Source organism: Parajatrophihabitans canadensis, from assembly GCF_053764775.1.
The window spans coordinates 2,164,770-2,186,828 of the sequence record NZ_CM132445.1 but is presented as its reverse complement, the minus strand read 5'-3'; the positions used below and the strand labels follow the sequence as shown (position 1 = coordinate 2,186,828).

The following is a 22,059-nucleotide window of genomic DNA, read 5'->3' as shown; positions in this document are numbered from 1 at the left end:
GAGCGACTCAGCGGGACATGCCCGATTTCACCGTTGTTTCTGTTTGGATAGCGCCATGACTGTGACTCAAGCGCAGCCGGGCCATGCCGAGCGTCCGGACGGACGCATCGTGATCAACAATCTGACCAAGGTCTTCGGCGTGCAACGAGCGGTCGACAACCTCTCCTTCACTGTCGAGCCCGGTTCGGTCACCGGATTTCTCGGACCCAACGGCGCAGGCAAGACCACGACGCTACGCATGCTGTTGGGACTGGTGAGCGCTACATCCGGCACGGCAACAATCAACGGCGTCGCTTACAGATCACTTGCCAAACCGCTCCAAACGGTCGGCGCCGCCCTTGAAGCATCGAGTTTTCATCCGGCGCATACCGGCCTGCAGCACCTGCGGATCTATTGCGCCGCGGCCGGACTACCGGCCAGGCGCGCAGACGAGGTCCTCGACCTGGTCGGCCTGACCGATGCCGCCAAGAAGAAGACCAAGGGTTACTCGATGGGTATGCGGCAGCGACTTGGTCTGGCCGGCACGCTGTTGGGCGATCCGAAGGTACTGATCCTCGATGAGCCCGCCAACGGACTGGACCCCGAGGGCATCAGGTGGCTTCGTGGCTTCTTCCGCCATCTCGCGAGCGAGGGCCGAACCGTACTTGTTTCGAGCCACCAGCTAGCCGAGGTTCAAGAGGTTGCCGATAGAGCCGTCATCCTGAGCCAGGGCAAATTGGTTCGGGCCGGAACCCTCGAAGAACTCTCCGCAGGCACCTCCACAGCGGTGGTTCGGGGCCCCGACCTCGCACCGTTGCAACGCGCTCTCATTGCTGCCGGCATGACTGGCACCACGGAGGCCGACGGCTCGATGCGCGTTAGGGCCGACGAGCTCACCCAGATCGGCCATCTCGCCTTCGTCAACGGTGTGGAGCTACACGAATTGAGCTTGGAAGAATTCGACCTCGAGCAACTCTTCTTCACCCTCACCGAAGGTGCGCATCAAGGCGCGACCTTCGACGAATCCCGCGGCCCGGCCCCATCAATGCCACCCCGCGTGGAGGGCACCCGATGATCAACCTCATGAAGTCCGAGGTACTCAAGGTGCGGAGTACCCAGGTCTGGATCTGGATGGTGCTACCCGCGGTAGCGCTGACGGCCTTGGCGACCATCATTACGGTGTACAGCACGATCGACGACAACGAGCACCTCGGCGAGCCGATCCGTTACTACGACATCTTCACTCAATCCGGCGGTGCCGCGATCGCCTTGTTGGTCATCGGAATCCTCGGGCTGACCACGGAATTCCGGCACCAAACCATCACGCCGACGCTGCTCGCCACGCCCAACCGGTGGGCGTTACTCGTGGGTAAGGCGCTGTCCTACGTCCTCTTCTCGCTCTTCTACGCGGTCATCTGCGTCATCGTCAACTTCGCCATCGCCATCCCATGGCTGGATGCAAAGAACATTCCGCTCGAGTTCGGTCACGGCGTCGTCGGCGGAGTCATCAAAGCCTTCCTGTCGCTGGTGCTGACCGCCCTCTTCGGTCTGGGTCTGGGTGCCTTGATCAAGAACCAGGCAGCAGCCCTGGTAATCGGCATCCTGTACTTCGCGATCATCAGCAATCTGCTAGGTGCAATACCGGGAGTCCGCAAGGTTTACCCGTTCGAACCGGGCGGGGCGATCTCCGCTTTCACCTCCAACGGCCACGTTCAGGGAACGCCGTCGGACGTGCACCTGCTCGCACCGCTGGCAGGTGGCTTGGTGTTCTTGGTGTGGGCGCTGGTCCTGTTGGTCGCCGGTGGATATCTCAGCCTGAACCGCGATATCAGCTGACAGGCGGCGGTCGCGTCACACGTTCGGCCGCATTTGTGAGCAACCGCACCGATCTCCAGGGCCAGATAACGGGCACGCCGCTGCATAGACAGCCGCTGTCCGCGTAGTCTTATTAGCCGGGTGCTGGCCCATTCGTGTGATGAATGTCGCAGAATGAGCTGAACCCAACTCGCCGACATACGCACACTCTCAAAAGGTGGCCGAACCTCGTGACCGCACCGTCTTCGACTGGTGAATCATCCGCAGCGCGCCCGGACTTCGGGGCAAACGAATGGCTAGTCGAGGAGATGTACGAGCGCTACCTAGCCGATCCGCAGAGCGTCGACGCGGCGTGGCACGAGTTCTTCGACGACTATCGTCCGGCCGTTGGTCCCGCGACGGCGTTGAACGGCACGGCGGTCGGGCACTCAAACGGTGTCGTGAAGTCCGCACCGGCGGTTGACGCACAGACTGCGACAGTGCCGCTGAACGGATCTCCAACCGGCTCGCTCGGTGCTAGTCCCGCTCCGGCGATTACCGAGGCGGCCCCAGTCACCGCCCCGCCGGCCAAGGTTGCAGGCATTGACCGCCCCTCGTGGACCACTCCGACGGTCGCGCCGACAGCAGCCCCCGAGGCCCACATCACTACCTTGCGCGGGGCTCCCGCCAAGGTCGTGTCGAACATGCAGGCATCGCTTGAGATCCCAACCGCGACGAGCGTCCGCGCGGTGCCCGCCAAGCTGCTATCCGACAACCGGATTGTCATCAACAACCATCTGCGCCGCGCGCGGGGCGGCAAGATCAGCTTTACCCACATCATCGGCTACGCGGTTGTCCGCGCGCTCAAGTCGTTTCCCGAGATGAACAATTCGTTTGCTCTGACCGCCGACGGCAAGCCGGCCGTCGTACAACCAGAGCACGTCAACTTCGGCCTCGCCATCGATCTGCCCGGCAAGGACGGAGCCAGGTCCCTGGTCGTCGCCAGTATCAAGAAGTCGGAGAGCATGGACTTCGCCGCCTTCTGGGGTGCCTACGAAGACATCATCCGCCGTGCCAGGGCGGGCAAATTGACGGCTGATGACTTTGCCGGCTCGACGATCAGCCTCACCAACCCAGGGACGATCGGTACGAATCATTCGGTGCCGCGCCTGATGCAAGGGCAAGGCACCATCATCGGCGTCGGCGCGATGGAGTACCCCGCTCAGTACAGCGGAATGAGCGAAGAAGCACTCACTGGTGCGGCGATCAGCAAGATCATGACGCTGACGTCGACCTATGACCATCGCATCATCCAGGGCGCGCAATCCGGCGAGTTCCTGCGCAAGGTTCATCAGCTGCTGCTTGGCGAAGACAACTTCTATTACGACATCTTCAAAGCACTGCGAATCCCCTATGAGCCCGTCGTGTGGCTCACCGACCGCGAGGTCAGCCACGAGGGCCAGATCGACAAGTCGGCGCGGGTGGTCGAGCTGATCAACGCTTACCGCACCTCGGGCCACCTCATGGCCGACACCGATCCGCTCGAGTTCATGATTCGCAACCATCCTGACCTCGACATCACCAAACACGGTCTGACCCTGTGGGATCTCGACCGCGAGTTCCCGGTCGGCGGTTTCGCGGGCAACAAGCTCATGAAACTGCGCGACATTCTCGGGGTGCTCCGTGACGCGTACTGCCGCCGCGTGGGCGTGGAGTACATGCACATCATCGATCCCGAAGAGCGAGCCTGGATCCAGTCCCACATCGAAGTCAAGACCGACGCGCCTACCCGCGACGAGCAAAAGCACATCCTCTCGCGGCTGAACGTCGCCGAGGCCTTCGAGACCTTCCTGCAGACGAAGTACGTCGGCCAGAAACGCTTCAGCCTCGAAGGCGGCGAGACCGTGATTGCGCTGCTCGACGCGGTGCTGGCGACCGCAGCTGCACAGGACCTCGACGAAGTTGTCATTGGTATGCCACACCGCGGCCGCCTCAACGTGCTGGCCAACATCGTCGGCAAGCCGTACGCGAAGATCTTCAACGAGTTCGAGGGCAATATCGATCCGGGGACAGCGCAAGGCTCCGGTGACGTCAAGTACCACCTCGGCGCGCAAGGTACGTACACCTCACCGGACGGTAAGGCGATCGCCGTCGAGCTGACCGCGAATCCATCTCATCTAGAGGCTGTCAATCCAGTTCTCGAAGGAATAGTGCGCGCCAAGCAAGACATTCTCGACAAGGGCGAGGGCGGTTTCACCGTGCTGCCCTTGCTCATGCATGGTGATGCTGCGTTTGCCGGACAGGGCGTAGTTGCAGAGACCCTCAACCTGTCGCAGCTTCGCGGGTACCGCACCGGTGGCACCGTTCACGTCGTCGTGAACAACCAGGTCGGTTTCACGACATCGCCGTCGCAATCACGATCGAGCCTCTACTGCACCGATATCGCACGGATGATTTCGGCTCCGATCTTCCACGTGAACGGCGACGACCCCGAGGCCTGCGTTCGGGTTGCCCGACTTGCCGTGGAGTATCGGCGCACGTTCAAGAAGGACGTCGTCATCGACATGGTTTGTTACCGCAGGCGCGGTCACAACGAAGCCGACAACCCCTCGTTCACCCAACCGCTGATGTACGACATCATCGATAACAAGAGGAGCGTTCGTAAGCTCTACACGGAGGCGCTCATCGGCCGCGGTGACATTACGATCACCGACGCCGAAGAGGCCCTCAAGGACTTCCAGGCTCAACTGGAAAAGGTCTTCCTCGAAACCCGCAATGCGACTGGACGACCTACGCCCGAACCGGTCATGAACGAGTCCGCACCACAACAACAGGCGCCGAGTGCGATCTCGGCAGAGTTGATCAAGAGCATCGGGGAGCTTTACGCCAATCATCCCGAGGGATTCACAATTCATCCCCGGCTCAAGCCACAGATCGACCGACGAGTCGCGATGACGACGGGTGGCGATGTCGACTGGGCCACAGCTGAACTGCTCGCGTTCGGCTCGCTCACAGTCGACGGACATCCGGTTCGCCTCGCGGGTCAGGACTCGCGCCGTGGCACCTTCACCCAGCGACACGCGGTGCTGATCGATCGCGTGAACGGCGAGGAGTACACGCCGCTGCGGCACATCCCGAATGCCACCGCGCCGTTTCGCGCCTATGACTCCTTGCTTTCGGAGTACGCAGCAATGGGTTTCGAGTACGGCTACTCGGTCGCGAACGAGGAGTCTCTTGTCGTTTGGGAAGCACAGTTCGGCGACTTTGCCGACGGCGCGCAGACCATAATCGATGAGTTCATCGCCTCCGGTGAGGCCAAGTGGGGCCAACGGTCTTCGGTGACCTTACTTCTGCCGCACGGCTATGAAGGTCAGGGACCAGACCATTCATCAGGTCGGCCGGAACGCTTCCTTCAGCTCGCGGCCGAGAACAACATGACGATCGCCATCTGCTCCTCGCCTGCGAACTATTTCCATCTGCTTCGCCGCCAGGCATTGTCAGACATCCGCCGGCCACTCATAGCTTTCACCCCGAAGTCCTTGCTGCGACTCAAGGCCGCTGTGAGCCAGATCGACGAGTTCACGACGGGAAGCTTCCGCCGAGTGATCGGCGACAACACCGTCTCGGCTGACGGCGTGACCCGAGTGGTGTTGTCCAGCGGCAAGATCTACTACGACCTGCTCGCCGCCCGGTCGGCCGCGAACCGCACTGATGTCGCTTTGGTGCGTGTAGAGCAGCTGTACCCGTTGCCGGCCGACGAGATCGCAGCGGAGCTGGCCAAGTATCCGACCGCGCAGCTCATCTGGGCTCAGGAAGAGCCGGCAAACCAGGGTGCCTACCCGTTCATCGCCTTGAACCTGCCGGAACAACTTGCTGCCGGCGGCGACACCCGACCGATCTATCGGGCTTCGCGGAGAGCATCAGCCTCTCCGGCTGTCGGCTCGGCCAGTGTCCATGAGGCCCAGCAGCGCGATGTCGTAGCGACCGCACTCGGGTGAGTCGACCGTGGCAGGCGCTAGGTTGGATACATGCCAGAACGACTTTCTGACGAGCAACCGGTTCGCTGGGGCATCCTCGGGGCGGGCAGCATCGCGGACAAGGTTTGCCACGACATTGTCCTGACCGACGGAAATGTGTTGGCGGCGGTCGGAGCGCGCGATGCCAGCCGAGCAGCTGAATTCGCGGCGCGCTACGGAGAAATGCGCAGCTACGGAAGCTACGAAGCGCTTGTCTCTGATGTAGAGGTCGACGTTGTGTACATCGCAACCACGCACCCCGGCCATCACGATCATGCGTTGCTGGCCATCGAGGCCGGCAAGTCGGTGTTGATCGAAAAGCCCGTCTGCCTGAACGCCGGCGATGCCCGGGAAGTATTCGAAGCGGCGACGGACGCTGGCGTCTTTGCGATGGAAGCGATGTGGATGCGCACGAATCCATTGATCCGCAAAGCCGAACATTTGATCAGCGAGGGAGCTATCGGGGAGGTCCGCGGCGTCCGTGCCGAGTTCGGACTCGGCCTGCCATTCGACCCTGCAGACCGGCTCTATGACCTGGCTAACGGTGGGGGCGCCCTACTCGATCTCGGTGTGTACCCGATTACGTTCGCATACCTGTTCCTCGGACGCCCTTCAACCGTTCTGACGTCCGGGGTCCTCTCGCCCACCGGTACCGACGACACGGTCGCTATGGAATGGACGTACAGCCTCGGTACCGGTGCTCAATTGTGGTGCTCAGCCTCGACGCCAGCTCCAAACCAAGGCGTGGTGTTCGGTTCGACGGGCTGGATTGCCACCGAAGGTGAATCGCACCGGCCCACGGGGTTGATCGTGCACACCGCTGAGACCGAGTACCGGCTTGCAGACCCCATCGCCGGCCACGGATACGGGTATGGGCCTGAGATCGCCGAGGTGGGTCGCTGCCTGCGTGCCGGGCTCATGGAAAGCCCTTTGATCCCTCATGCCGACACGATCGCCATTCTCGAGTTGCTGGACGAAGCTCGCGCGGTTCTCGGCGTCAGCTACCCAGGAGAGTAGATGTACTTCACCGATCGAGGCATAGAAGAGCTCGAGAGTCGTCGTGGTGATGAGGAGGTCAGCCTCGCGTGGTTGGCGGGTCGCCTTCAGTCCTTCGTCGACCTGAACCCAGAATTCGAAATCCCGATTGAGCGGCTCGCCACCTGGCTCGCCCGGGCCGATGACGAAGATGACTGAGTCTCGCTCAATGTCAGGTGCGCCAAGGCGGGCTTGAGGGGCCGTCGCTCGGGGTTTATGGGCCCTCGCCCGGACCGAAGCGGGGATACTTCACTCGTGGCCGAATGGAGCAACCTACGTAGCCGCGTCGATCAGCTGTCGGCACGTGTTCGTGCGCTCGGAGTCCGCGAAACGCTTTCCATTGAACGCGAGGTCTTCCGCCGAATCCTCAAATCGACGATTGCGGCGACGCTCGCGTGGCTGGCAGCGGAGCTGATCAACAGTCCAAGACCTGCCTTGGCGGCGTTGGCAGCGATCATCGTCTTGCAAATAACGGTTCGCTCTTCTTTGATGCGCAGCATTCAGCTAACCGTTGCGGTAACGGTCGGGCTCGGTGGCTCCGCCGCCCTCGGTCACCTTCTCGGCGTGAGCTGGTGGTCGATCGGCTTGGTCGTACTGGTGGGACTGATCGTCGGAGAGCTATTGCGGCTGGGCACCCTGTCCGGGCAGGTCGCGATCTCAGCGATGTTGGCACTGTCGCTCGGAACCGGTTACGGCATCGAGCGGACCATTGACACCGCCCTCGGTGCATTGATCGGGGTTCTGGTGAACGTATTGATCAGCCCGGCGTCCTATGTTTCCGAAGGTGGCCGAGCGTTACGAGCGCTCGGGGAGGACCTCGGGGCGCTCCTGAACGAGATTGCCACAGGTCTTAGCACCCATCCGGATGAAGAGACCCTGCACCGGTGGTTGTCGCGGGCGCGCGATCTCGGCGCCGACTCCCGCGCTGCGATCGCGACCGTCAAGCAGGGCGAAGAGAGTCTGCAATTCAACCCACGGGCCCGAGCAGATCTTGATCAACTCGCCAGGCTGACGGAAGGGCGCCGTGCCCTGGATCATGCGATAACTCAGACCCGCGGCATCGCGCGCAGCTTGCTCGAGCTACCGAGGCACGAGGCGGACCCGACCGTGGCCGCGGCACTGCCATCTCTGTCAGAACTCATCGAGGCTGCTAGCGAGGCGGTCGCGGCCTTCGGTCGGCTGCTTGACCAGCCGAACTCCGTGCCGGACCGGGCACTCCTCGAGCGAATTCCAGCGCGGGCGTCCATGCTCGCTGCGCGGGCAGTACACGCGTTGGGCTCGCTGACGATCGACGGCGATCCGGGAGCAGCCGAGTTCGATCAAGTCGATTCGGCGACGACCGAAGATCCGTCGAACGCCGGTATCTCCACTTCGCCGAGCGGAGGGGCCGGACGCTTGCTCGTCTCGATCTTCGTCGACGTCGAGCGACTCGTCCACGAGGTGGACATCGTCTCCGGCACGCACCGAGCAGCGATTGCCGCTCCAGCGGCTATGGAAGTCCGCCCATAGCTCGCCCCGAACAGCCGCAGAAACATCTGGGCTATCGGGCCGATCGCGACCGCGAACAGTACGGTGCCGACACCAACCGTGCCGCCCAGCAGCCAGCCGACCGCCAGGACGCTCAATTCGATCGCGGTACGAGTCAAGCGAATAGACGTGCCCAGCTTCTGGGACCACCCAGTCATCAGACCGTCCCTCGGGCCGGGGCCCAGCCCGGCGGTGATGTACATCCCGGTCGCTAGGCCGCAGAGCACTATGCCGCCGAGTAGGAGGGCATAGCGGGCCAGCAAACCATGCTGCACGGGCAGGAAGCCGAGGGTCACATTCAGCGACAGACCGACGACGACCACGTTGCTGACTGTGCCCAATCCGGGTATCTGTCGAATGGGCAGCCAGCCCAGCAACACGACTGCTCCCACGATGATCGACACGGTGCCGATGGCCAGGTGTACTCGATTGGCGATGCCCTGGTGCAGCACGTCCCAAGGGTCCAAACCGAGCCCGGCTTGAACCTGCATGGCCGCTGATGCGCCGTAGAGGCAGAGCCCGACGTAGAGCTGACTCAAGCGGCGTAGCCAGGCCCCGATCGTCCGGGAACGGGATCGATCAAGCCTCACCTTTGCGCCGCGCACACTTTCGATATCCACCGCTCAATCTTGCAGTCCAATTGAAGCCCATCAACAGAGCCAATCCGTAGGAAGTGGCCTGACTCATCGGTCCACTCAAGGCACAAGGGTGCAGAATGGCGTGGTGAGCACATCCAACGAGGCGCATTCTGCGACCCCCGGCAGAATTGGCCCGCTTACCGTAGCCGGCCTGATACCCGATCTCGCAGAGCAAACCGGTCCTCGCTATCGAGCCCTCAGCCAGGCGCTCGCCGCGCTGGTGCTGGATGGCCGGCTACCGGCAGGCGCTCGGCTGCCATCGGAGCGGGAACTGGCACGGCATCTGCAGATCAGCCGAGCGACCGCAACCGCCGCCTACGACGACCTGGCCGCGACCGGCATGCTAGTTCGTCGGCAGGGCTCTGGGAGCTATCTGATGCTCCCCGCGGCCGCACGAGTGACCGGGCCCGGTGCTCGGATGGCTCGCGCAGCGTTGCCGCCGGACACCCTCGACCTCTCCATCGCCAGCTTGCAGGCGATGCCGGGTGTCATCGAGAACGCGACCTTGGCAGCTCACGCGCGGCTTGGCCCGTTCACCGCCGCTAGTGGCTATCACCCTTACGGGATAGAGGAATTGCGGGAGGCGGTCGCACAGCGATATCGCGCCCGAGGCGTACCGACCACCGCCGAGCACATCCTGATCACCAATGGTGCCCAGCACGGATTCGATCTGATCTTGCGGACCATGGTCAGCCCCGGAGATCGCGTGCTGACCGAGCTACCGAGTTACCCGGGGGCGCTCGAGGCGATCAAGGCCCACAGCGCCCGCGCCATCCCGGTGCCGTTTGGCGAACAACACGCCTGGGACTTAGAAGCGATCGCAAACACGCTGCAGCAAACGGCGCCGAGACTGGCATACCTGATACCCGACTTCCACAATCCGACCGGCGCCTTGGTCGGCACCAGCCAACGGCGCCATGCAGCTTCAGCCGCTAGGCGATCGGGAACGCGCATCGTTGTCGACGAATCCTTCATCGACATCGATCTTCGCACCACCGAAGAGCGCGAAGGCTATGAACGCGATGAACGCGATGAAGCCCTTGGGGGCAGTCCCGGCTGCCCGATGCCGATGGCGGCCATCGATGACTCCGTCCTCAGTCTCGGATCATTGTCCAAGGCGATCTGGGGCGGTCTACGGATCGGCTGGGTACGGGCCGATCCTGGCGATATTCAACGGCTGGCCGGCGCTCGCGCGCTTGGCGATATGAGCGGGGCAGTAATCGAGCAACTCGTTGCCTTGCATCTCATCACCAATCCCGATGACAGCATCGATCGTCGCCGCAACAGCCTGCGTTTGCAGCGCGACGTGCTGCTTTCGGAGCTGTCCGATCAGCTACCAAGCTGGACAACGGTGTGCCCGCCGGGCGGCCTGTCGGTGTGGGTGGAACTCGACGCTCCGGCAGCCACGCCCATGACGCACCTGCTCGAACATCGGGGCGTACTGATCAGCCCGGGGTCCCGCTTCGCGATCGACGGTGCACTGGAACGGTTTCTGCGGATTCCGTTCGCGCTACCGGCACCACAGCTCGTTCGAGCGGTTCAGATTCTCGCCCAAACCTGGGGCGAGCTCGATCCGCGGCGACTCCCCCGTCCAGACAGTTCACTGATCGTCGCCTAGACGCACTTCTCCCCGCATCGTGTAACACTCGGCATCCCATTGATGCCGAGCGTTACACGATTCGGAAGTTAGAGGATGCGTGCGACGCCGTCTCGGCGAGCTTGATCGGCAACCGCGGCCCGCACTGCCGGCGCGACGCGCACGTCAAACGGGGTCGGCACGATGTAGTCAGGTCGCAGTTCGGCGGCCACAACGTTGCCAATGGCGTCGGCGGCCGCGAGTTTCATGCCTTCGGTGATAGTCCGCGCACCAGCGTCGAAGGCACCGGCGAAGACTCCCGGGAAGGCGAGCACGTTGTTGATCTGATTGGCAAAATCGCTGCGGCCGGTAGCAACCACCGCGGCGTGGCGGTGCGCGACATCGGGGTGGACCTCAGGCGTCGGGTTGGCCAGCGCGAAAATGATCGAGTTCTTGGCCATTTGCGAGACCGTAGATTCGGGTACCGCACCTGAGCTCACGCCCAGATAGACATCCGCGCCGATCATCGCCTCCTCGCAGGAACCGGTCAGCCCGAGCGTGTTCGTCTTGGCCGCCAGCTCCTGCTTGACCGGAGTGAGGTCCGTGCGGCCCGGGTGCACGATGCCCCGTGAGTCCGCCACCGCAATATCGCCGATACCCGCTGCGAGCAGGATCTTGGCACACGCAACTCCGGCTGCCCCGGCTCCCGAGACCACCACGCGCAGCTCGCCCAAGGTCCGACCGGTGATTATCGCTGCGTTGCGAAGAGCCGCCAGGACGACAATCGCCGTGCCGTGCTGGTCATCATGGAATACCGGGATCGGCAGCAGCTCGCGGAGCCGCTCCTCGATCTCGAAGCACCTCGGTGCGGAAATGTCCTCGAGGTTGATGCCACCGAACGACGGGGCGATCCTGACGACGGTATCGATGATCTCTTGAGTATCTGTGGTCGCAAGCACGATCGGCACCGAATTCAGGCCGGCGAACTGTTCGAAGAGCGCTGATTTGCCTTCCATGACCGGCAGCGCAGCAGCGGGCCCGATATCCCCGAGACCAAGCACTGCGGTGCCATCACTGATCACGGCAACCAGCCGCGAACGCCAGGTATAGACAGCGGCAAGGTCCTCGTTCTGAGCGATCGCCGAAGATACCTCCGCCACGCCTGGGGTGTACGCCAGTGATAGCGACTCGCGGTCGGTCAGAGCCATTGTGCTCTTGACGACGAGCTTGCCGCCCTCGTGGCTCTTGAAGATCGGGCTGTTCGGATCGAACGGCTGCGTCATTGCAGGCTCCCAGAGAGGTGTGAACTAACACGAATTTTCGAACGTCCCCGCCACGAAGCTACGGTCATGCGGCAAATGCCGGAGCACACCGATTATGAGGCGGAGTGCTGACGTCCGGTGGGACGGCGAGGGTGTGCGTCCGCTCAAGCTTCGGGGCACGAGCCGGGATCGCGGCCTGCCTCTGATGAATCGGGTCTTCGGGCTATCCGGGGTTGCCCCGTAGGCAAAGAGTCTGGCATGTCTGGGCTGCGACGCACAGTCACCGACTCGCTGCGTGAGCAAGGCCACGGATACATCACAAGTCCAGTGGCGTCTCAACGTTGACACGGCGCGGGCGCAACCGACCCAATCGGTAACGTAGGCCGACCGTTGGCGACGGTGGCGCCGGTCGGCGTGCCTGAGCTAGTGGAAGAATCCACAACACCCGCGCCAGCACGTCGGCCTCACCGTGAACGCGCGAATCTGAGCCTGCTCGGCTATTGTCGCTGGCCAGGATCCAGCCGTCGGCTGTCTCGCTTACAGCCCTTTTGACCACCAGGAGATCTGGTTGAGTACGAAATCGAGCCAGGACGACAGCACCGGGTACCGCGGGAGCCCGGTAAGACGCTATGACGAGGTCGCCCGGAATCAGCGTCGGCGTCATCGAAGATCCAACGACCCATACGCCCTGCCACGGCAACACGTACGTCATCTGATGCATGCTGCCTGATCGAGGAACTGTCGTCGGAGTAGGGTCGCCAACGTGCTCCAAGAAGAGGGCGCCCCATAGTCTGACTGAAGGAGATGTCATGCGTTTGCTGCGGCACTCGACCACCGCTTCAGCTCACTGCGACCTGCCTTGCGGTGTCTATGACCCCGCTCAGGCCCGCATCGAGGCAGAGTCCGTGAAGGCCATCATGGAGAAGTACCAGGGCAACGAGGACCCAGTTTTTCGTACTCGCGCTCTGATCATCAAGGAGCAGCGCTCCGAACTCGTCAAGCACCACCTCTGGGTGCTCTGGACGGACTACTTCAAGCCGCCACACTTCGAGAAGTACCCGCAGCTGCACGAGCTGTTCAACACCGCTACGAAGGCAGCCGGCGCCGCTGGTGGCAAGGGTGCAGTTGACCCTGCCGAAGGCCAGAAACTCCTGGACCTCATCGCCCAGATCGACACCATCTTCTGGGAGACCAAGAAAGCTGCGTGAGCGATTCGCAGTTCGACGGCCGTGTGAACGACACGAGAGTTGATACCGCAGTGGAGGCCGATCCGGAGTCCGGATCGGCCTCTGCGTTATTCACGTCTGGCAGGCCGGCGCTGGTTCTCATTCGCCACGGCGAGACCGAATGGAGCAAGCGCGGCCAGCACACCGGACGGACAGATATCGAGTTGACCAAGGTCGGTGAAGATCAGGCCCGCGCTGCTGGCGAGCTTGTCCGACGGCTCCTCGATGGAGCGCGGCCCTCACTCGTGATCAGCTCGCCAAGACAACGAGCCCTGCGGACTGCGGAGCTGGCAGGCTTCACGCCACAGGTCGTCACCGAGGACGCCGCAGAATGGGACTACGGCGACTATGAAGGACGGACGTCAGCGGACATCCGACGCGAAGATCCAGGATGGACGATCTGGTCGGGCCAGGTTCCGGGCGGAGAGACTGCGGATCAGGTCACCGCGCGCCTTGATCGGGTCGTGACGCTTGCCACGACACATCAGGAGCAAGGCCCGGTGCTCACGTTCTCGCACGGACACGCAAGCCGGTGCGTAGCCGCGCGGTGGCTGGGCGAACCGGTCAGCGCTGGCAGGCATTACTGGCTCGGCACCGGCGCGGTGTCAAGCCTCGGATACGAGCGCGACAGCCGTGTCATCCTGCGCTGGAATCTCGATGGATCGATAATCCAATCCATCCCATGGACATGAACACCGACGAACTACCCGGGGACCGGATGACATTGGTCGACAGGAGTGCGGCATCGTGACGGACCCAGATCCGGGCTCAGGCGTTGAAGACCTGGACGGCAGGAACGGCTCTGGGGGCGCCGAGGTCGAACTCGCGCTGCCTGCCGACCCGGCTTACGTCTCGGTGCTCAGGACGGTCACCGCATCGTTGGCCGCGCGCCGGGACTTCACGCTCGAAGAGATCGACGACTTGCGCATTGCTGTCGATGAGGCGAGCGCCCTGCTGCTACCTTCGGCCACTGCTCGAAGCAGGCTCAACGCCTCCTTCGGTGGCCATCACGACAGCTTGACCGTGACCGTTTCCCTGTCGGAGACAACCGCCGCCGAGGGCAAGGAGATCGACGAATCTAGCTTCGCCTGGATGGTTCTCGCAGCACTCGCGGATGACGTAGGCACCGACCTCGTCAACGGCCGCCTGTCGGTCACACTGAGCAAAACCCGCACCCCGCACACACGATGACGGAGCAAAACCCGACTACGCCCGATCAGGCCGAGACTGCTGCGGGGCGGAATCGTCCGGACCGGGATCGGGTCCGTTTGTTGTTCGTTGAGTTGAACAGACTCGATCCGGGCTCTGTAGCTCACCGCGAGATTCGTGACCAGCTCGTCGAGGCGCATATGGCACTCGTCAGCTATCTCGCGCGGCGATTCGCGGGCCGGGGTGAACCATCCGACGACCTGGTTCAAATCGGGACGATCGGTTTGCTACACGCGATCGACCGGTTCGAACCTGAGCGCGGCCTCGAGTTCTCGACCTTCGCCACGCCGAATATCGTCGGTGAGATCAAACGCCATTTCCGCGATCGTGGATGGATGGTGCGCGTTCCCCGGCGCCTTCAGGAACTGCAGGGCGCGCTGACGTCAGGTATCGGCGAACTCTCGCAGCAGCTCGGGCGATCGCCTACGGTCGCCGAGCTCGCGAGGCATCTCAACATCACCGAAGAGGATGTCATCGAGGGCACCGAATCAGCGCGGGCTTACAACGCGATTCCGCTCGATGCGCCAAACGCCTCGACCGGAATGAGCATCGCCGATTCGCTGATCGAGTCCGACGTCGCGTTGGCGCATGTCGAGATCCGGCACGCGCTGCGTCCGGTGCTGGCTGGTCTGGCCGGCCGCGAACGCCAAGCCTTGCTGCTGCGGTTCGTCGAGAACAAGACGCAGAGCGAGATCGCAGCTGTGCTGGGTGTGTCCCAAGTGCACGTCTCGAGGCTGCTGGCCAAGACGCTGACCGACTTGCGAGACAAGCTGCCAGACGTCCACGTCGACGATTGAGCCTGTCAAAATTGAAGATTCGCTAGAGGACCCGATCGAGGGACTGCCGTGCCTCCGGCGTGAACAGCAGCACGAGTGTCGCGAGTGCAGCCAGCAGGATAGGCACGGCAATGAACAGCCGGCCCGCCTGAAATCCGAGCGAGAACGTAACCGGAAGCGTCAATAGCTGGATGAGAACTACCGGGGTGCGTGCGCTCGGGCGCAATCGGTTCAGGCCGCGTGCGCACAGCCACAGGACAGCCGCAGCCCCGAGCGCGAAGCCCACGACGGCAAAGGCAGCCCAAAGCCGGGTCGTCGTGTGGACCGCGATCAGAACGAGCAACACGACTGCCGCACCGAGCAAGGCGACCGCCTCAGCGAAGACGATCGCGGCCGCGGCTCGGATCGCAGTTGGCACGTTCTCTCGTGGTTCATCGGCTGCTTGCGGCACATCTGCAGAGTAGGTGAGCAGCCCGCGCCCCATCAGCGCGGCCCGCAGCATGCCAAGCAGCGTTGGCTCCGAGCGGTTACCGACAAGTACAGTCAGAATCGTGCGCGTCCTCGTCGTCTCCAATCCGCGTGCGACGTCGACGACGCCCCGCCAGCGTGACGTCGTAGTCCACGCTCTGGCAGCAAACGCCAAACTCGAGGTGGACGAGACCGCGAACCGGGGACACGCGGCAGCACTTGCCTGCAGGGCGATGCGGGACGGCGTCGATGTGGTCGTCGCCCTCGGCGGTGACGGCACGGTCAACGAGGTTGTCAACGGTCTGCTCACAGATGGAGTCCACGATCGCGTGCCCGCCCTGGGCGTTATACCGGGTGGGTCGACGAACGTGTTCGCGCGAGCGCTTGGCCTGCCCAACGACCCGATCGAAGCCGCCGGTGCACTCATCAACGCGATAGACGGCCAGCGGCGTCGCAGCATCAGCCTTGGCCGCGCCGACGACCGCTGGTTCGTCTTCGCCGCTGGGCTGGGCTTGGACGCGGCGGTTGTCAGCGATGTTGAGGCGCACCGTCGGCGGGGCCGCAAATCGACGCACGGCCTGTACGTCCGCACTACGATCCGAAAGTTCTTCACCGAGCAGCGACACAAGCCCGCCCTGGAACTCGAACTCCCGGACGGCGAGATCCGGCCTGATCTCTACATGGCCATCGTTACCAACTGCACGCCGTGGACATTCCTCGGAAACCGCCCGCTGTCTCCTACTCCGCAGGCATCGTTCAACGAGGGTCTCGACCTCTATGTCCGGACGAGGCTAGGACTGCCCAGCGTGTTGTGGGGGGCAGCGAGAATCGCTCGAGGGACAACCCGGCGCAAAGAATTCGGCGCGCGTATGGAACACGATCTGGCCGAGTTCACGCTTCGCGCGTCCCGCCCGCTGCCATTCCAAGTCGACGGCGATGCACTCGGCGAGCGCCAAGAGGTGCACTTCACGGGAATACGCGACGCCCTCCGAGTATTGGTTTAGTGGCTCCTAAAAGGCTTGAATCGACCTGTGAAGAGCCTGAGGATCCTGTTACCGAGTACTACTAATTGGGGTAAAGCCCTTGCTTCGTCGCCGAGGGTAAGCAACCCTGTACTCGCAGCAGGAGTTTGAAAGCGCAACCGGTGATGAGTTCCTTGATGTGATCGAGCTGTCAAGAAGCCGGTTTTGCTTGCCGTACGCAGGAGCTCGTGAAAGAATTCACAAGCGCTGTGGGTAGCACTATTCCGGCCTGCAGTACTCAAGCACGATAGGAGAAATACCCCATGGACTGGCGTCACCGCGCGGTATGCCGCGACGAGGACCCGGAACTGTTCTTTCCGATCGGCAACACCGGTCCGGCATTGATGCAAATCGAGGAAGCGAAGGCAGTTTGCCGTCGTTGCCCGGTCATGTCTGAATGCTTGGCTTGGGCGCTCGAGAGCGGGCAGGATGCCGGAGTCTGGGGTGGATTGAGTGAGGACGAGCGACGAGCACTCAAGCGTCGCAACGCTCGCGCTCGCGCCCGCATGGCCTGACAGGTCATTTCGTTCACCCTGATCGACCCAGAAATTCGTTCCTGAAGCGAAATTCGTTCCCGAAGCCGCGCCTGCCATCGACCGATGCATGGTCACCCGATGCATCGTCACCCGGCGCAGGACCTCCCGAAGCGCCGGGATGGCGCGGCGTACTAACTTGAAGGACCGCGATCCTTACGGCTCAGCGGGATTCGCACAATTGCCGCCGTCCCAGCTCCGCCCTCCGGGCGTCGAGTCAGCTCGAGAACGGCGTTGAGTTCGGCGTCAACCAACGTGCGAACAATCTGCAGTCCGAGCCGATCGGCGCGATCGAGTGAGAAACCGTCCGGCAGCCCCGCCCCGTTGTCAGCAATCTGCACCGTGAGCGTTCCCCTCGATCTCGCGCCTGAAACCTCGACCGAACCGGTTCGGCCGTCGGCAAATCCATGCTCGACTGCATTTCCCACGAGCTCCGTGAGGACCATGACTAGGGGCGTAGCCAGTTCGGCCGGCAGCTGGCCGAAGGTGCCGACGCGCCCGACGCTCACTCGGCCCGCGGCGCCGGTCACGTCGACGAGCATTTCCAGCAATCGATCCACGACCTCGTCAAAGTCGACCTCTTCGTCGATCGCCGAAGACAGCGTCTCGTGAACCAAGGCGATCGACGAAACTCTCCGCATCGACTCTTCAAGCGCGGTCCGAGCTTCCGGATTTGCCAACCGCCGCGATTGGAGGCGCAACAGAGCTGCCACCGTCTGCAGGTTGTTCTTCACTCGATGGTGGATTTCGCGAATCGTTGCGTCCTTGCTGAGGATCTGCCGATCACGGCGCCGCAACTCGGTTACATCCTGAAGCAGCACGAGCGCACCGAGCGATTCGCCTCGCAAGAACAACGGTATCGCCCGAAACTGGACGATCGCTCCGCCGCCGTCGATTTCGCGGCTGAACGGATGATCCCCGGCGAGGGCCTCGTGGAGCATCTCGTCGAGGTCGGCAGCATCGAACGGGTCTCGGGCCAAGGCAGCGACTGCGGCCGACAACGGAGCCGTCAGGAGGTTGCCGGTAAAGCCCAGCCGGCGGAACGCCGAGGAGGCGTTTGGGCTGGCGTATAGAACGGCGCCAGTCCGGTCCACCCTGATCATCCCGTCGCCAACACGCGGACCGGCAGCCTCCTCGCGATCGCTTCCCGGACCAGGAAACGCGCCGGCAGCGACCATCGAGGCCAGGTCGGCTGCGCTCTGGAGATAAGCCAACTCGAGTTGGCTGGGGCTGCGCACGCTGGTCAGATTCGAATCACGGCCGAGTACAGCGACGGGACGGCCTTGGAAGAGAATCGGGATGGCTTCGCGTCGGATCGGCGTGTCACCGTCCCAGTCCGGGTCCGACTCCCGAAAGATTCTCGACTCCCCCAGCGCGATCTGCAGTGGCGCTGCCTTTGGGCCGCTGAGGTGGTCACCCACCTGGTCGTGCAGGTACGCGGTCGGCCCCGTCGTGGGGCGACACTGAGCTGCGCAGAGGAACTCTACGGAGCTGAGAGCGCCGCTGGACTCACTCGTCCACTCCGAGCCTGCGGGGGCAGTCCCGATCGGCACCCAGAGAAGCAAATCGGCGAACGAGAGGTCTGAGAGCAACTGCCACTCGGCGACCAATCGTTGCAGATGACCAGTCTGCTCAGCGTCGAGGTGGGTGTGACTCGCCAGGAGGTCGGACAGGGCTGACATGGTGCCGCTGAGCCTGCCATACCCGGGCATCGAACAGTTCTCGGCCCACCGAGTCTGATTGCGTCCTGGGCAATTGCCGAGATTCTGACGATTAGCGGAAATGGCCGGCATTTTCAAGTAACGACCTCCGAGGTGAGCAAGACATGACAAAGGCCGGACCTCGAAGGGTGAGGTCCGGCCTTTGTGTCTAGAAGCTGTGTCTAAAAGCTGTGTCTAAAAGCTGTGTCTAAAAGCTGTGTCCAGAAGCGCAACCGAGCGGCTAAGCCAGTCAGTCGGCCCGGTACTCAAGATGCGACGTTTCTATGACGACCTCGGTCAATCGCAGCCGAATCGTTGACTTGAGACTGTCGGGGGCTACGTCACCGCCGCAGGTCCGCGCCACGAGGGACTTGACGTCCTGCTCCAGCCCGAAGTGCCGCAGGCAGGGCGCGCAATCGTCGAGATGGGTTCGGATGCGGTCTCGAACCTCTGGGTCGGTCTCGTCGTCAAGGTACAGGTACACATCGGACAGAACCTGGTCACAATCCAGGCCACCCGGCCCGAAGCCCATCATGATGTCTCTCCTTCACCTGCGCCGGTCGAGCCGGCCTTGACCAGACCACGGTCCTTCGCGTAGTCGGCAAGCAGGAGCTGAAGCTGCTTTCTACCGCGATGCAAACGCGACATCACGGTCCCGATCGGGGTGTCCATGATCTCGGCGATCTCCTTGTAGGCGAAACCCTCCACGTCTGCGAGGTACACAGCGAGACGGAACTCCTCGGGAAGCGATTGCAGCGCGTCCTTGACGTCGGAATCTGGCAAATGGTCCAGTGCTTCCATTTCGGCTGAACGTAAACCGGACGAGGTATGCGATTCCGCCGCGTGCAGCTGCCAGTCCTCGATATTCTCCGAGCTCGACTTCTGAGGTTCTCGTTGCTTCTTGCGATACGTATTGATGAAACTGTTCGTGAGAATGCGGTAGAGCCACGCTTTCAGGTTCGTGCCCTCTTGGAACTGATGGAAAGCCGCGAAGGCCTTCACGTACGTCTCCTGGACCAAGTCCTCGGCGTCCGCGGGGTTACGCGTCATCCGCATCGCGGCCGCATACAGCTGGTCGACGAACGGCAGAGCGTCGCGCTCAAACCGAGCTCGGCGCTGCTCGACAGTCTCCTCAGCCACTGCTGTACTCCCCTTCAGCTTCGACGGGCCGCCGGATGCACTGCTGACTGACTCAGCAGCGGCACCGTCCGCCAACTGGAAGCTTACGGGGCGCCGCAGAACCGCGGAGGGCTCAGGCGTGCCGACCGTCGTCCACGAACCCACTGGGGTCGGGGAAACGGGCGTCCGATCGAGCAGCAACGTCATTGTGGGGGGTCTTCCTTTAGCGAGGGTCTCATCTGTTGGAACACTCGCTGTTAACCATTCCATTCCCCGTTCGCCACGAATTGCCGACACCATTACCGGGCAATCCGGCGCGCTCTGATCAGGTGAGTTGGCGGGCCGGACCGCGCGGTGCGTCAGGTTGCCAGACGGATTTGTCGGTGCCGCCACCGCCGTCAGAGCACCAAGGACACCATGGCTGTAACTTGCGGTGGGTCGAATGAGATGCGATCAAATAGATCATGGAACCTTGCACGAGGGCCCACAGCCACCGGCCGCCCGACAGGGTGAGCAAGTAGTTCGAGCCAAGCAGCACGATCAGGTAGGGCACCACCAGCTTCAGGTTGGTTCCGGCGTGGGCCGTGTAGAAGCGACGTTGGTAGCGCTGCGCCATCTCGGCGGCATTCAGCGGGATCCCTGCGGCGCACGCCTCACACAGCCGGCGATCGTGGCTGCGCATCTGCAGCCAGGTCACCACGACGAACGCGAGCAGCGATACTCGGGCGAGCAGATCCACCATCGAAGGTGGCGCGGTGCGCAATCCGAGCGCGATCGAAATCGCGATCGCGACCATCAAAAATTGGGGCGACAGATGCCCCCAGAGCTCCATCGCCCGCGATCTGGGACGTGAATAGCCGTAACTATCGGTCATTGGCTTGCTTTCCCCCGTTTGGAATGCATGTATGACTCTGTTGAAGAGTGTAAGACCTCTGCCGTGATGGCAGGATGAACCGCATGAGCGGGGCTACACCGGCGACTGCGACACTCGAGCGGGCGAGCATCGCCTACAAACTGCATCCCTATGACCATGACGCCCGCGCCGAGTCGTATGGAGAAGAGGCCGCTCAGGCGCTAGGTATCGACCCCAACCGCATCTTCAAAACCTTGATCGCTGCCGTCGATTCGCGTCTCGTCTGCGCCGTGGTGCCGGTATCGGCCAAGCTCAGTCTCAAGGCACTTGCCGCAGCAGCCGGCGGCAAGAAGGCGGAGATGGCCGATCCGGCAAAGGCCCAACGGGCGACCGGATATGTACTCGGCGGCATCAGCCCGCTCGGTCACAAGTCCCGGATACCGGTCGTCCTGGACAGCTCCGTCCAGGGCTTTGACACGATATTCGTATCGGCCGGTAGACGGGGCCTGCAGGTCGAACTAACGCCCACAGATCTGCTGTCGCTGACCGGCGGGAACATCGCGGCGATCGCAACCGACCGGCCCGGCTGAGTTCTGCCGATCAGGTGTCGCACGCGAGTGGCCGCCGTTCGGTCCGGGTCTCGCCTAGCGTCTATCCGGAACTGGCCCGGCGTCCTATCAGGGTCTAGCCGGGCGCTGTCAGCCATGCGGCCACAGCCGCGCCGACCTCTTCCGCGGATTTCTTGAGCGAGTGATCACCAGCGACTGCGACAACCGTGACGTCGGGGTGCGGTCCTGGCATGCCGAACGGGTCCTGCAGGCCTTGGACAACCAGCGTCGGGACTGGTACCGACGCCAACTCCGCAAGCCGGCTCTTCTCGGGCTTGCCAGGCGGATGAACGGGGAAAGCGAGTGCGACCACTCGGCTGGCCGGCGGCCTGATCGAGCGGTCCGCCGCGGTCCGGCAGGCCACTCGCGCCCCTGACGAGCGTCCGCCGTAGACGAATTCAAGCCCCTTGAGGTGTTTGCGGCGGCCCAGATTGGCGATGATCGCAGACCAGGCGCCGTCGAGCGAGGCTGCGGTTGGAGGCGCCTTCTTACCGGCAACCCGGTAGGGCTGGGTGACCCGGGCAACGCTGATTCCGGCAGCCAGGGCGTGGCTGCGAACCGCGAGCAAATCGGGAGATTCCACAGTCCCGCCAGCACCGTGCCCAATTACGAGCAAGAGCGGGCCGTCAGCGCTGTCGAGGTCGACCCAAGCCTGGCCGACCGGAGTAGCAATAATCAGCCTCGTTGTCTGGGCCGTCGTTTTGAGGATCATCTGCAG

At 62.9% G+C, this 22,059-nt stretch carries 22 protein-coding genes and 1 pseudogene; 14 read left to right on the top strand and 9 right to left on the bottom strand.

Going from position 1 to position 22,059, the window contains the following annotated elements; all coding sequences use genetic code 11:
* The first annotated feature begins 55 nt into the window (after window positions 1-55).
* The 6 genes and pseudogenes from ACSMXN_RS10665 to ACSMXN_RS10640 form a co-directional block, all read left to right on the top strand.
* A complete protein-coding gene (locus ACSMXN_RS10665) occupies window positions 56-1,054 on the top strand; it encodes an ABC transporter ATP-binding protein (RefSeq protein ID WP_022912645.1) in 999 nt (332 codons plus the stop codon).
* An 8-nt stretch (window positions 1,055-1,062) separates the two neighbouring features.
* Entirely contained in the window at window positions 1,063-1,815 is a 753-nt protein-coding gene (locus tag ACSMXN_RS10660) for a hypothetical protein (protein WP_455407745.1), read from the top strand.
* 209 nt (window positions 1,816-2,024) lie between these two features.
* On the top strand, window positions 2,025-5,771 hold the full coding sequence (locus ACSMXN_RS10655; protein WP_022912643.1) for a multifunctional oxoglutarate decarboxylase/oxoglutarate dehydrogenase thiamine pyrophosphate-binding subunit/dihydrolipoyllysine-residue succinyltransferase subunit: 3,747 nt from the start codon (window positions 2,025-2,027) through the stop codon (window positions 5,769-5,771).
* A gap of 30 nt (window positions 5,772-5,801) precedes the next feature.
* Entirely contained in the window at window positions 5,802-6,806 is a 1,005-nt protein-coding gene (locus tag ACSMXN_RS10650) for a Gfo/Idh/MocA family protein (RefSeq protein WP_022912642.1), read from the top strand.
* Window positions 6,807-6,983, top strand: a complete 177-nt coding sequence (locus tag ACSMXN_RS10645; protein WP_022912641.1) for a DUF6104 family protein — start codon at window positions 6,807-6,809, stop codon at window positions 6,981-6,983. It abuts the gene before it with no gap.
* Window positions 6,984-7,040: 57 nt separating this feature from the next.
* Window positions 7,041-7,568, top strand: a pseudogene (locus ACSMXN_RS10640) (FUSC family protein); the annotation flags it as partial.
* A gap of 575 nt (window positions 7,569-8,143) precedes the next feature.
* Here ACSMXN_RS10640 and yczE read toward each other — a convergent pair.
* Window positions 8,144-8,911 carry a membrane protein YczE gene (gene yczE, locus ACSMXN_RS10635; protein ID WP_455407774.1) on the bottom strand — a complete coding sequence of 256 codons (768 nt, stop codon included), beginning with the start codon at window positions 8,909-8,911 and terminating at the stop codon, window positions 8,144-8,146.
* 163 nt (window positions 8,912-9,074) lie between these two features.
* Between yczE and yczR the strand changes: the two genes are divergently transcribed.
* Complete coding sequence (gene yczR / locus ACSMXN_RS10630; RefSeq protein ID WP_155958301.1) at window positions 9,075-10,607, top strand: MocR-like transcription factor YczR; 1,533 nt, start codon at window positions 9,075-9,077, stop codon at window positions 10,605-10,607.
* Between the two features lie 68 nt (window positions 10,608-10,675).
* Here yczR and ACSMXN_RS10625 read toward each other — a convergent pair whose 3' ends face one another.
* Window positions 10,676-11,848, bottom strand: coding sequence for an NAD(P)-dependent malic enzyme (locus tag ACSMXN_RS10625; RefSeq protein WP_022912637.1), 1,173 nt, complete (start codon window positions 11,846-11,848; stop codon window positions 10,676-10,678).
* A 295-nt stretch (window positions 11,849-12,143) separates the two neighbouring features.
* A complete protein-coding gene (locus tag ACSMXN_RS10620; protein WP_022912636.1) occupies window positions 12,144-12,539 on the bottom strand; it encodes a S24 family peptidase in 396 nt (131 codons plus the stop codon).
* A 97-nt stretch (window positions 12,540-12,636) separates the two neighbouring features.
* On the opposite strand from ACSMXN_RS10620, the gene sodN reads away from it, so the two are divergent.
* The 4 genes from sodN (at window position 12,637) to ACSMXN_RS10600 (ending at window position 15,059) form a co-directional block, all read left to right on the top strand.
* On the top strand, window positions 12,637-13,035 hold the full coding sequence (gene sodN / locus ACSMXN_RS10615; protein WP_022912635.1) for a superoxide dismutase, Ni: 399 nt from the start codon (window positions 12,637-12,639) through the stop codon (window positions 13,033-13,035).
* A 110-nt stretch (window positions 13,036-13,145) separates the two neighbouring features.
* Complete coding sequence (locus ACSMXN_RS10610) at window positions 13,146-13,745, top strand: histidine phosphatase family protein (protein ID WP_027139283.1); 600 nt, start codon at window positions 13,146-13,148, stop codon at window positions 13,743-13,745.
* Between the two features lie 55 nt (window positions 13,746-13,800).
* Complete coding sequence (locus ACSMXN_RS10605) at window positions 13,801-14,244, top strand: hypothetical protein (protein ID WP_022912633.1); 444 nt, start codon at window positions 13,801-13,803, stop codon at window positions 14,242-14,244.
* Window positions 14,241-15,059, top strand: a complete 819-nt coding sequence (locus ACSMXN_RS10600) for a SigB/SigF/SigG family RNA polymerase sigma factor (RefSeq protein ID WP_022912632.1) — start codon at window positions 14,241-14,243, stop codon at window positions 15,057-15,059. Before ACSMXN_RS10605 ends, ACSMXN_RS10600 begins: the two co-directional genes overlap by 4 nt.
* A gap of 22 nt (window positions 15,060-15,081) precedes the next feature.
* On the opposite strand, the gene ACSMXN_RS10595 is transcribed toward ACSMXN_RS10600, so the two are convergent.
* On the bottom strand, window positions 15,082-15,540 hold the full coding sequence (locus ACSMXN_RS10595) for a hypothetical protein (protein WP_022912631.1): 459 nt from the start codon (window positions 15,538-15,540) through the stop codon (window positions 15,082-15,084).
* A 49-nt stretch (window positions 15,541-15,589) separates the two neighbouring features.
* On the opposite strand from ACSMXN_RS10595, the gene ACSMXN_RS10590 reads away from it, so the two are divergent.
* Together ACSMXN_RS10590 and ACSMXN_RS10585 are read left to right on the top strand one after the other, a co-directional pair.
* Window positions 15,590-16,510, top strand: a complete 921-nt coding sequence (locus ACSMXN_RS10590) for a diacylglycerol/lipid kinase family protein (protein WP_022912630.1) — start codon at window positions 15,590-15,592, stop codon at window positions 16,508-16,510.
* A gap of 281 nt (window positions 16,511-16,791) precedes the next feature.
* Complete coding sequence (locus tag ACSMXN_RS10585; RefSeq protein ID WP_022912629.1) at window positions 16,792-17,043, top strand: WhiB family transcriptional regulator; 252 nt, start codon at window positions 16,792-16,794, stop codon at window positions 17,041-17,043.
* Window positions 17,044-17,195: 152 nt separating this feature from the next.
* Here the strand turns inward: ACSMXN_RS10585 and ACSMXN_RS10580 are convergent, their stop codons facing one another.
* The 4 genes from ACSMXN_RS10580 to ACSMXN_RS10565 all read right to left on the bottom strand — a co-directional run bounded on the left by ACSMXN_RS10580 (window position 17,196) and on the right by ACSMXN_RS10565 (window position 20,754).
* The gene (locus ACSMXN_RS10580) at window positions 17,196-18,743 is read right to left on the bottom strand and encodes a PAS domain-containing sensor histidine kinase (protein WP_022912628.1); all 1,548 of its coding nucleotides are present in this window, start codon (window positions 18,741-18,743) and stop codon (window positions 17,196-17,198) included.
* A 268-nt stretch (window positions 18,744-19,011) separates the two neighbouring features.
* Window positions 19,012-19,296 carry a mycothiol system anti-sigma-R factor gene (rsrA, locus tag ACSMXN_RS10575; protein WP_455407744.1) on the bottom strand — a complete coding sequence of 95 codons (285 nt, stop codon included), beginning with the start codon at window positions 19,294-19,296 and terminating at the stop codon, window positions 19,012-19,014.
* Entirely contained in the window at window positions 19,293-20,087 is a 795-nt protein-coding gene (locus ACSMXN_RS10570; RefSeq protein ID WP_022912626.1) for a sigma-70 family RNA polymerase sigma factor, read from the bottom strand. The genes rsrA and ACSMXN_RS10570 overlap by 4 nt, the downstream gene beginning before the upstream one ends.
* Window positions 20,088-20,205: 118 nt before the next feature.
* Window positions 20,206-20,754 (bottom strand): hypothetical protein, encoded by a 549-nt coding sequence (locus tag ACSMXN_RS10565; RefSeq protein ID WP_155958300.1) that lies wholly within the window; start codon window positions 20,752-20,754, stop codon window positions 20,206-20,208.
* An 83-nt stretch (window positions 20,755-20,837) separates the two neighbouring features.
* On the opposite strand from ACSMXN_RS10565, the gene ybaK reads away from it, so the two are divergent.
* Window positions 20,838-21,323: a Cys-tRNA(Pro) deacylase gene (gene ybaK, locus ACSMXN_RS10560; RefSeq protein WP_027139281.1), complete on the top strand. Its 486-nt coding sequence runs from the start codon at window positions 20,838-20,840 to the stop codon at window positions 21,321-21,323.
* A 94-nt stretch (window positions 21,324-21,417) separates the two neighbouring features.
* Here the strand turns inward: ybaK and ACSMXN_RS10555 are convergent, their stop codons facing one another.
* Window positions 21,418-22,053 carry an alpha/beta family hydrolase gene (locus ACSMXN_RS10555; RefSeq protein ID WP_022912623.1) on the bottom strand — a complete coding sequence of 212 codons (636 nt, stop codon included), beginning with the start codon at window positions 22,051-22,053 and terminating at the stop codon, window positions 21,418-21,420.
* Window positions 22,054-22,059: the final 6 nt, after the last annotated feature.

Excerpts from the sequence above, each read along its gene's own strand:
- ACSMXN_RS10665 (WP_022912645.1), top strand. The coding sequence starts at position 56 with ATGACTGTGACTCAAGCGCAGCCGGGCCATGCCGAGCGTCCGGACGGA.
- ACSMXN_RS10660 (WP_455407745.1), top strand. The coding sequence starts at position 1,063 with ATGAAGTCCGAGGTACTCAAGGTGCGGAGTACCCAGGTCTGGATCTGG.
- ACSMXN_RS10650 (WP_022912642.1), top strand. The coding sequence starts at position 5,802 with ATGCCAGAACGACTTTCTGACGAGCAACCGGTTCGCTGGGGCATCCTC.
- ACSMXN_RS10645 (WP_022912641.1), top strand. The coding sequence starts at position 6,807 with ATGTACTTCACCGATCGAGGCATAGAAGAGCTCGAGAGTCGTCGTGGT.
- ACSMXN_RS10625 (WP_022912637.1), bottom strand. The coding sequence starts at position 11,848 with ATGACGCAGCCGTTCGATCCGAACAGCCCGATCTTCAAGAGCCACGAG.
- ACSMXN_RS10620 (WP_022912636.1), bottom strand. The coding sequence starts at position 12,539 with ATGACGTACGTGTTGCCGTGGCAGGGCGTATGGGTCGTTGGATCTTCG.
- sodN (WP_022912635.1), top strand. The coding sequence starts at position 12,637 with ATGCGTTTGCTGCGGCACTCGACCACCGCTTCAGCTCACTGCGACCTG.
- ACSMXN_RS10600 (WP_022912632.1), top strand. The coding sequence starts at position 14,241 with ATGACGGAGCAAAACCCGACTACGCCCGATCAGGCCGAGACTGCTGCG.
- ACSMXN_RS10595 (WP_022912631.1), bottom strand. The coding sequence starts at position 15,540 with ATGCTGCGGGCCGCGCTGATGGGGCGCGGGCTGCTCACCTACTCTGCA.
- ACSMXN_RS10585 (WP_022912629.1), top strand. The coding sequence starts at position 16,792 with ATGGACTGGCGTCACCGCGCGGTATGCCGCGACGAGGACCCGGAACTG.
- ACSMXN_RS10580 (WP_022912628.1), bottom strand. The coding sequence starts at position 18,743 with ATGTCAGCCCTGTCCGACCTCCTGGCGAGTCACACCCACCTCGACGCT.
- rsrA (WP_455407744.1), bottom strand. The coding sequence starts at position 19,296 with ATGATGGGCTTCGGGCCGGGTGGCCTGGATTGTGACCAGGTTCTGTCC.
- ACSMXN_RS10570 (WP_022912626.1), bottom strand. The coding sequence starts at position 20,087 with ATGACGTTGCTGCTCGATCGGACGCCCGTTTCCCCGACCCCAGTGGGT.
- ACSMXN_RS10565 (WP_155958300.1), bottom strand. The coding sequence starts at position 20,754 with ATGACCGATAGTTACGGCTATTCACGTCCCAGATCGCGGGCGATGGAG.
- ybaK (WP_027139281.1), top strand. The coding sequence starts at position 20,838 with ATGAGCGGGGCTACACCGGCGACTGCGACACTCGAGCGGGCGAGCATC.
- ACSMXN_RS10555 (WP_022912623.1), bottom strand. The coding sequence starts at position 22,053 with ATGATCCTCAAAACGACGGCCCAGACAACGAGGCTGATTATTGCTACT.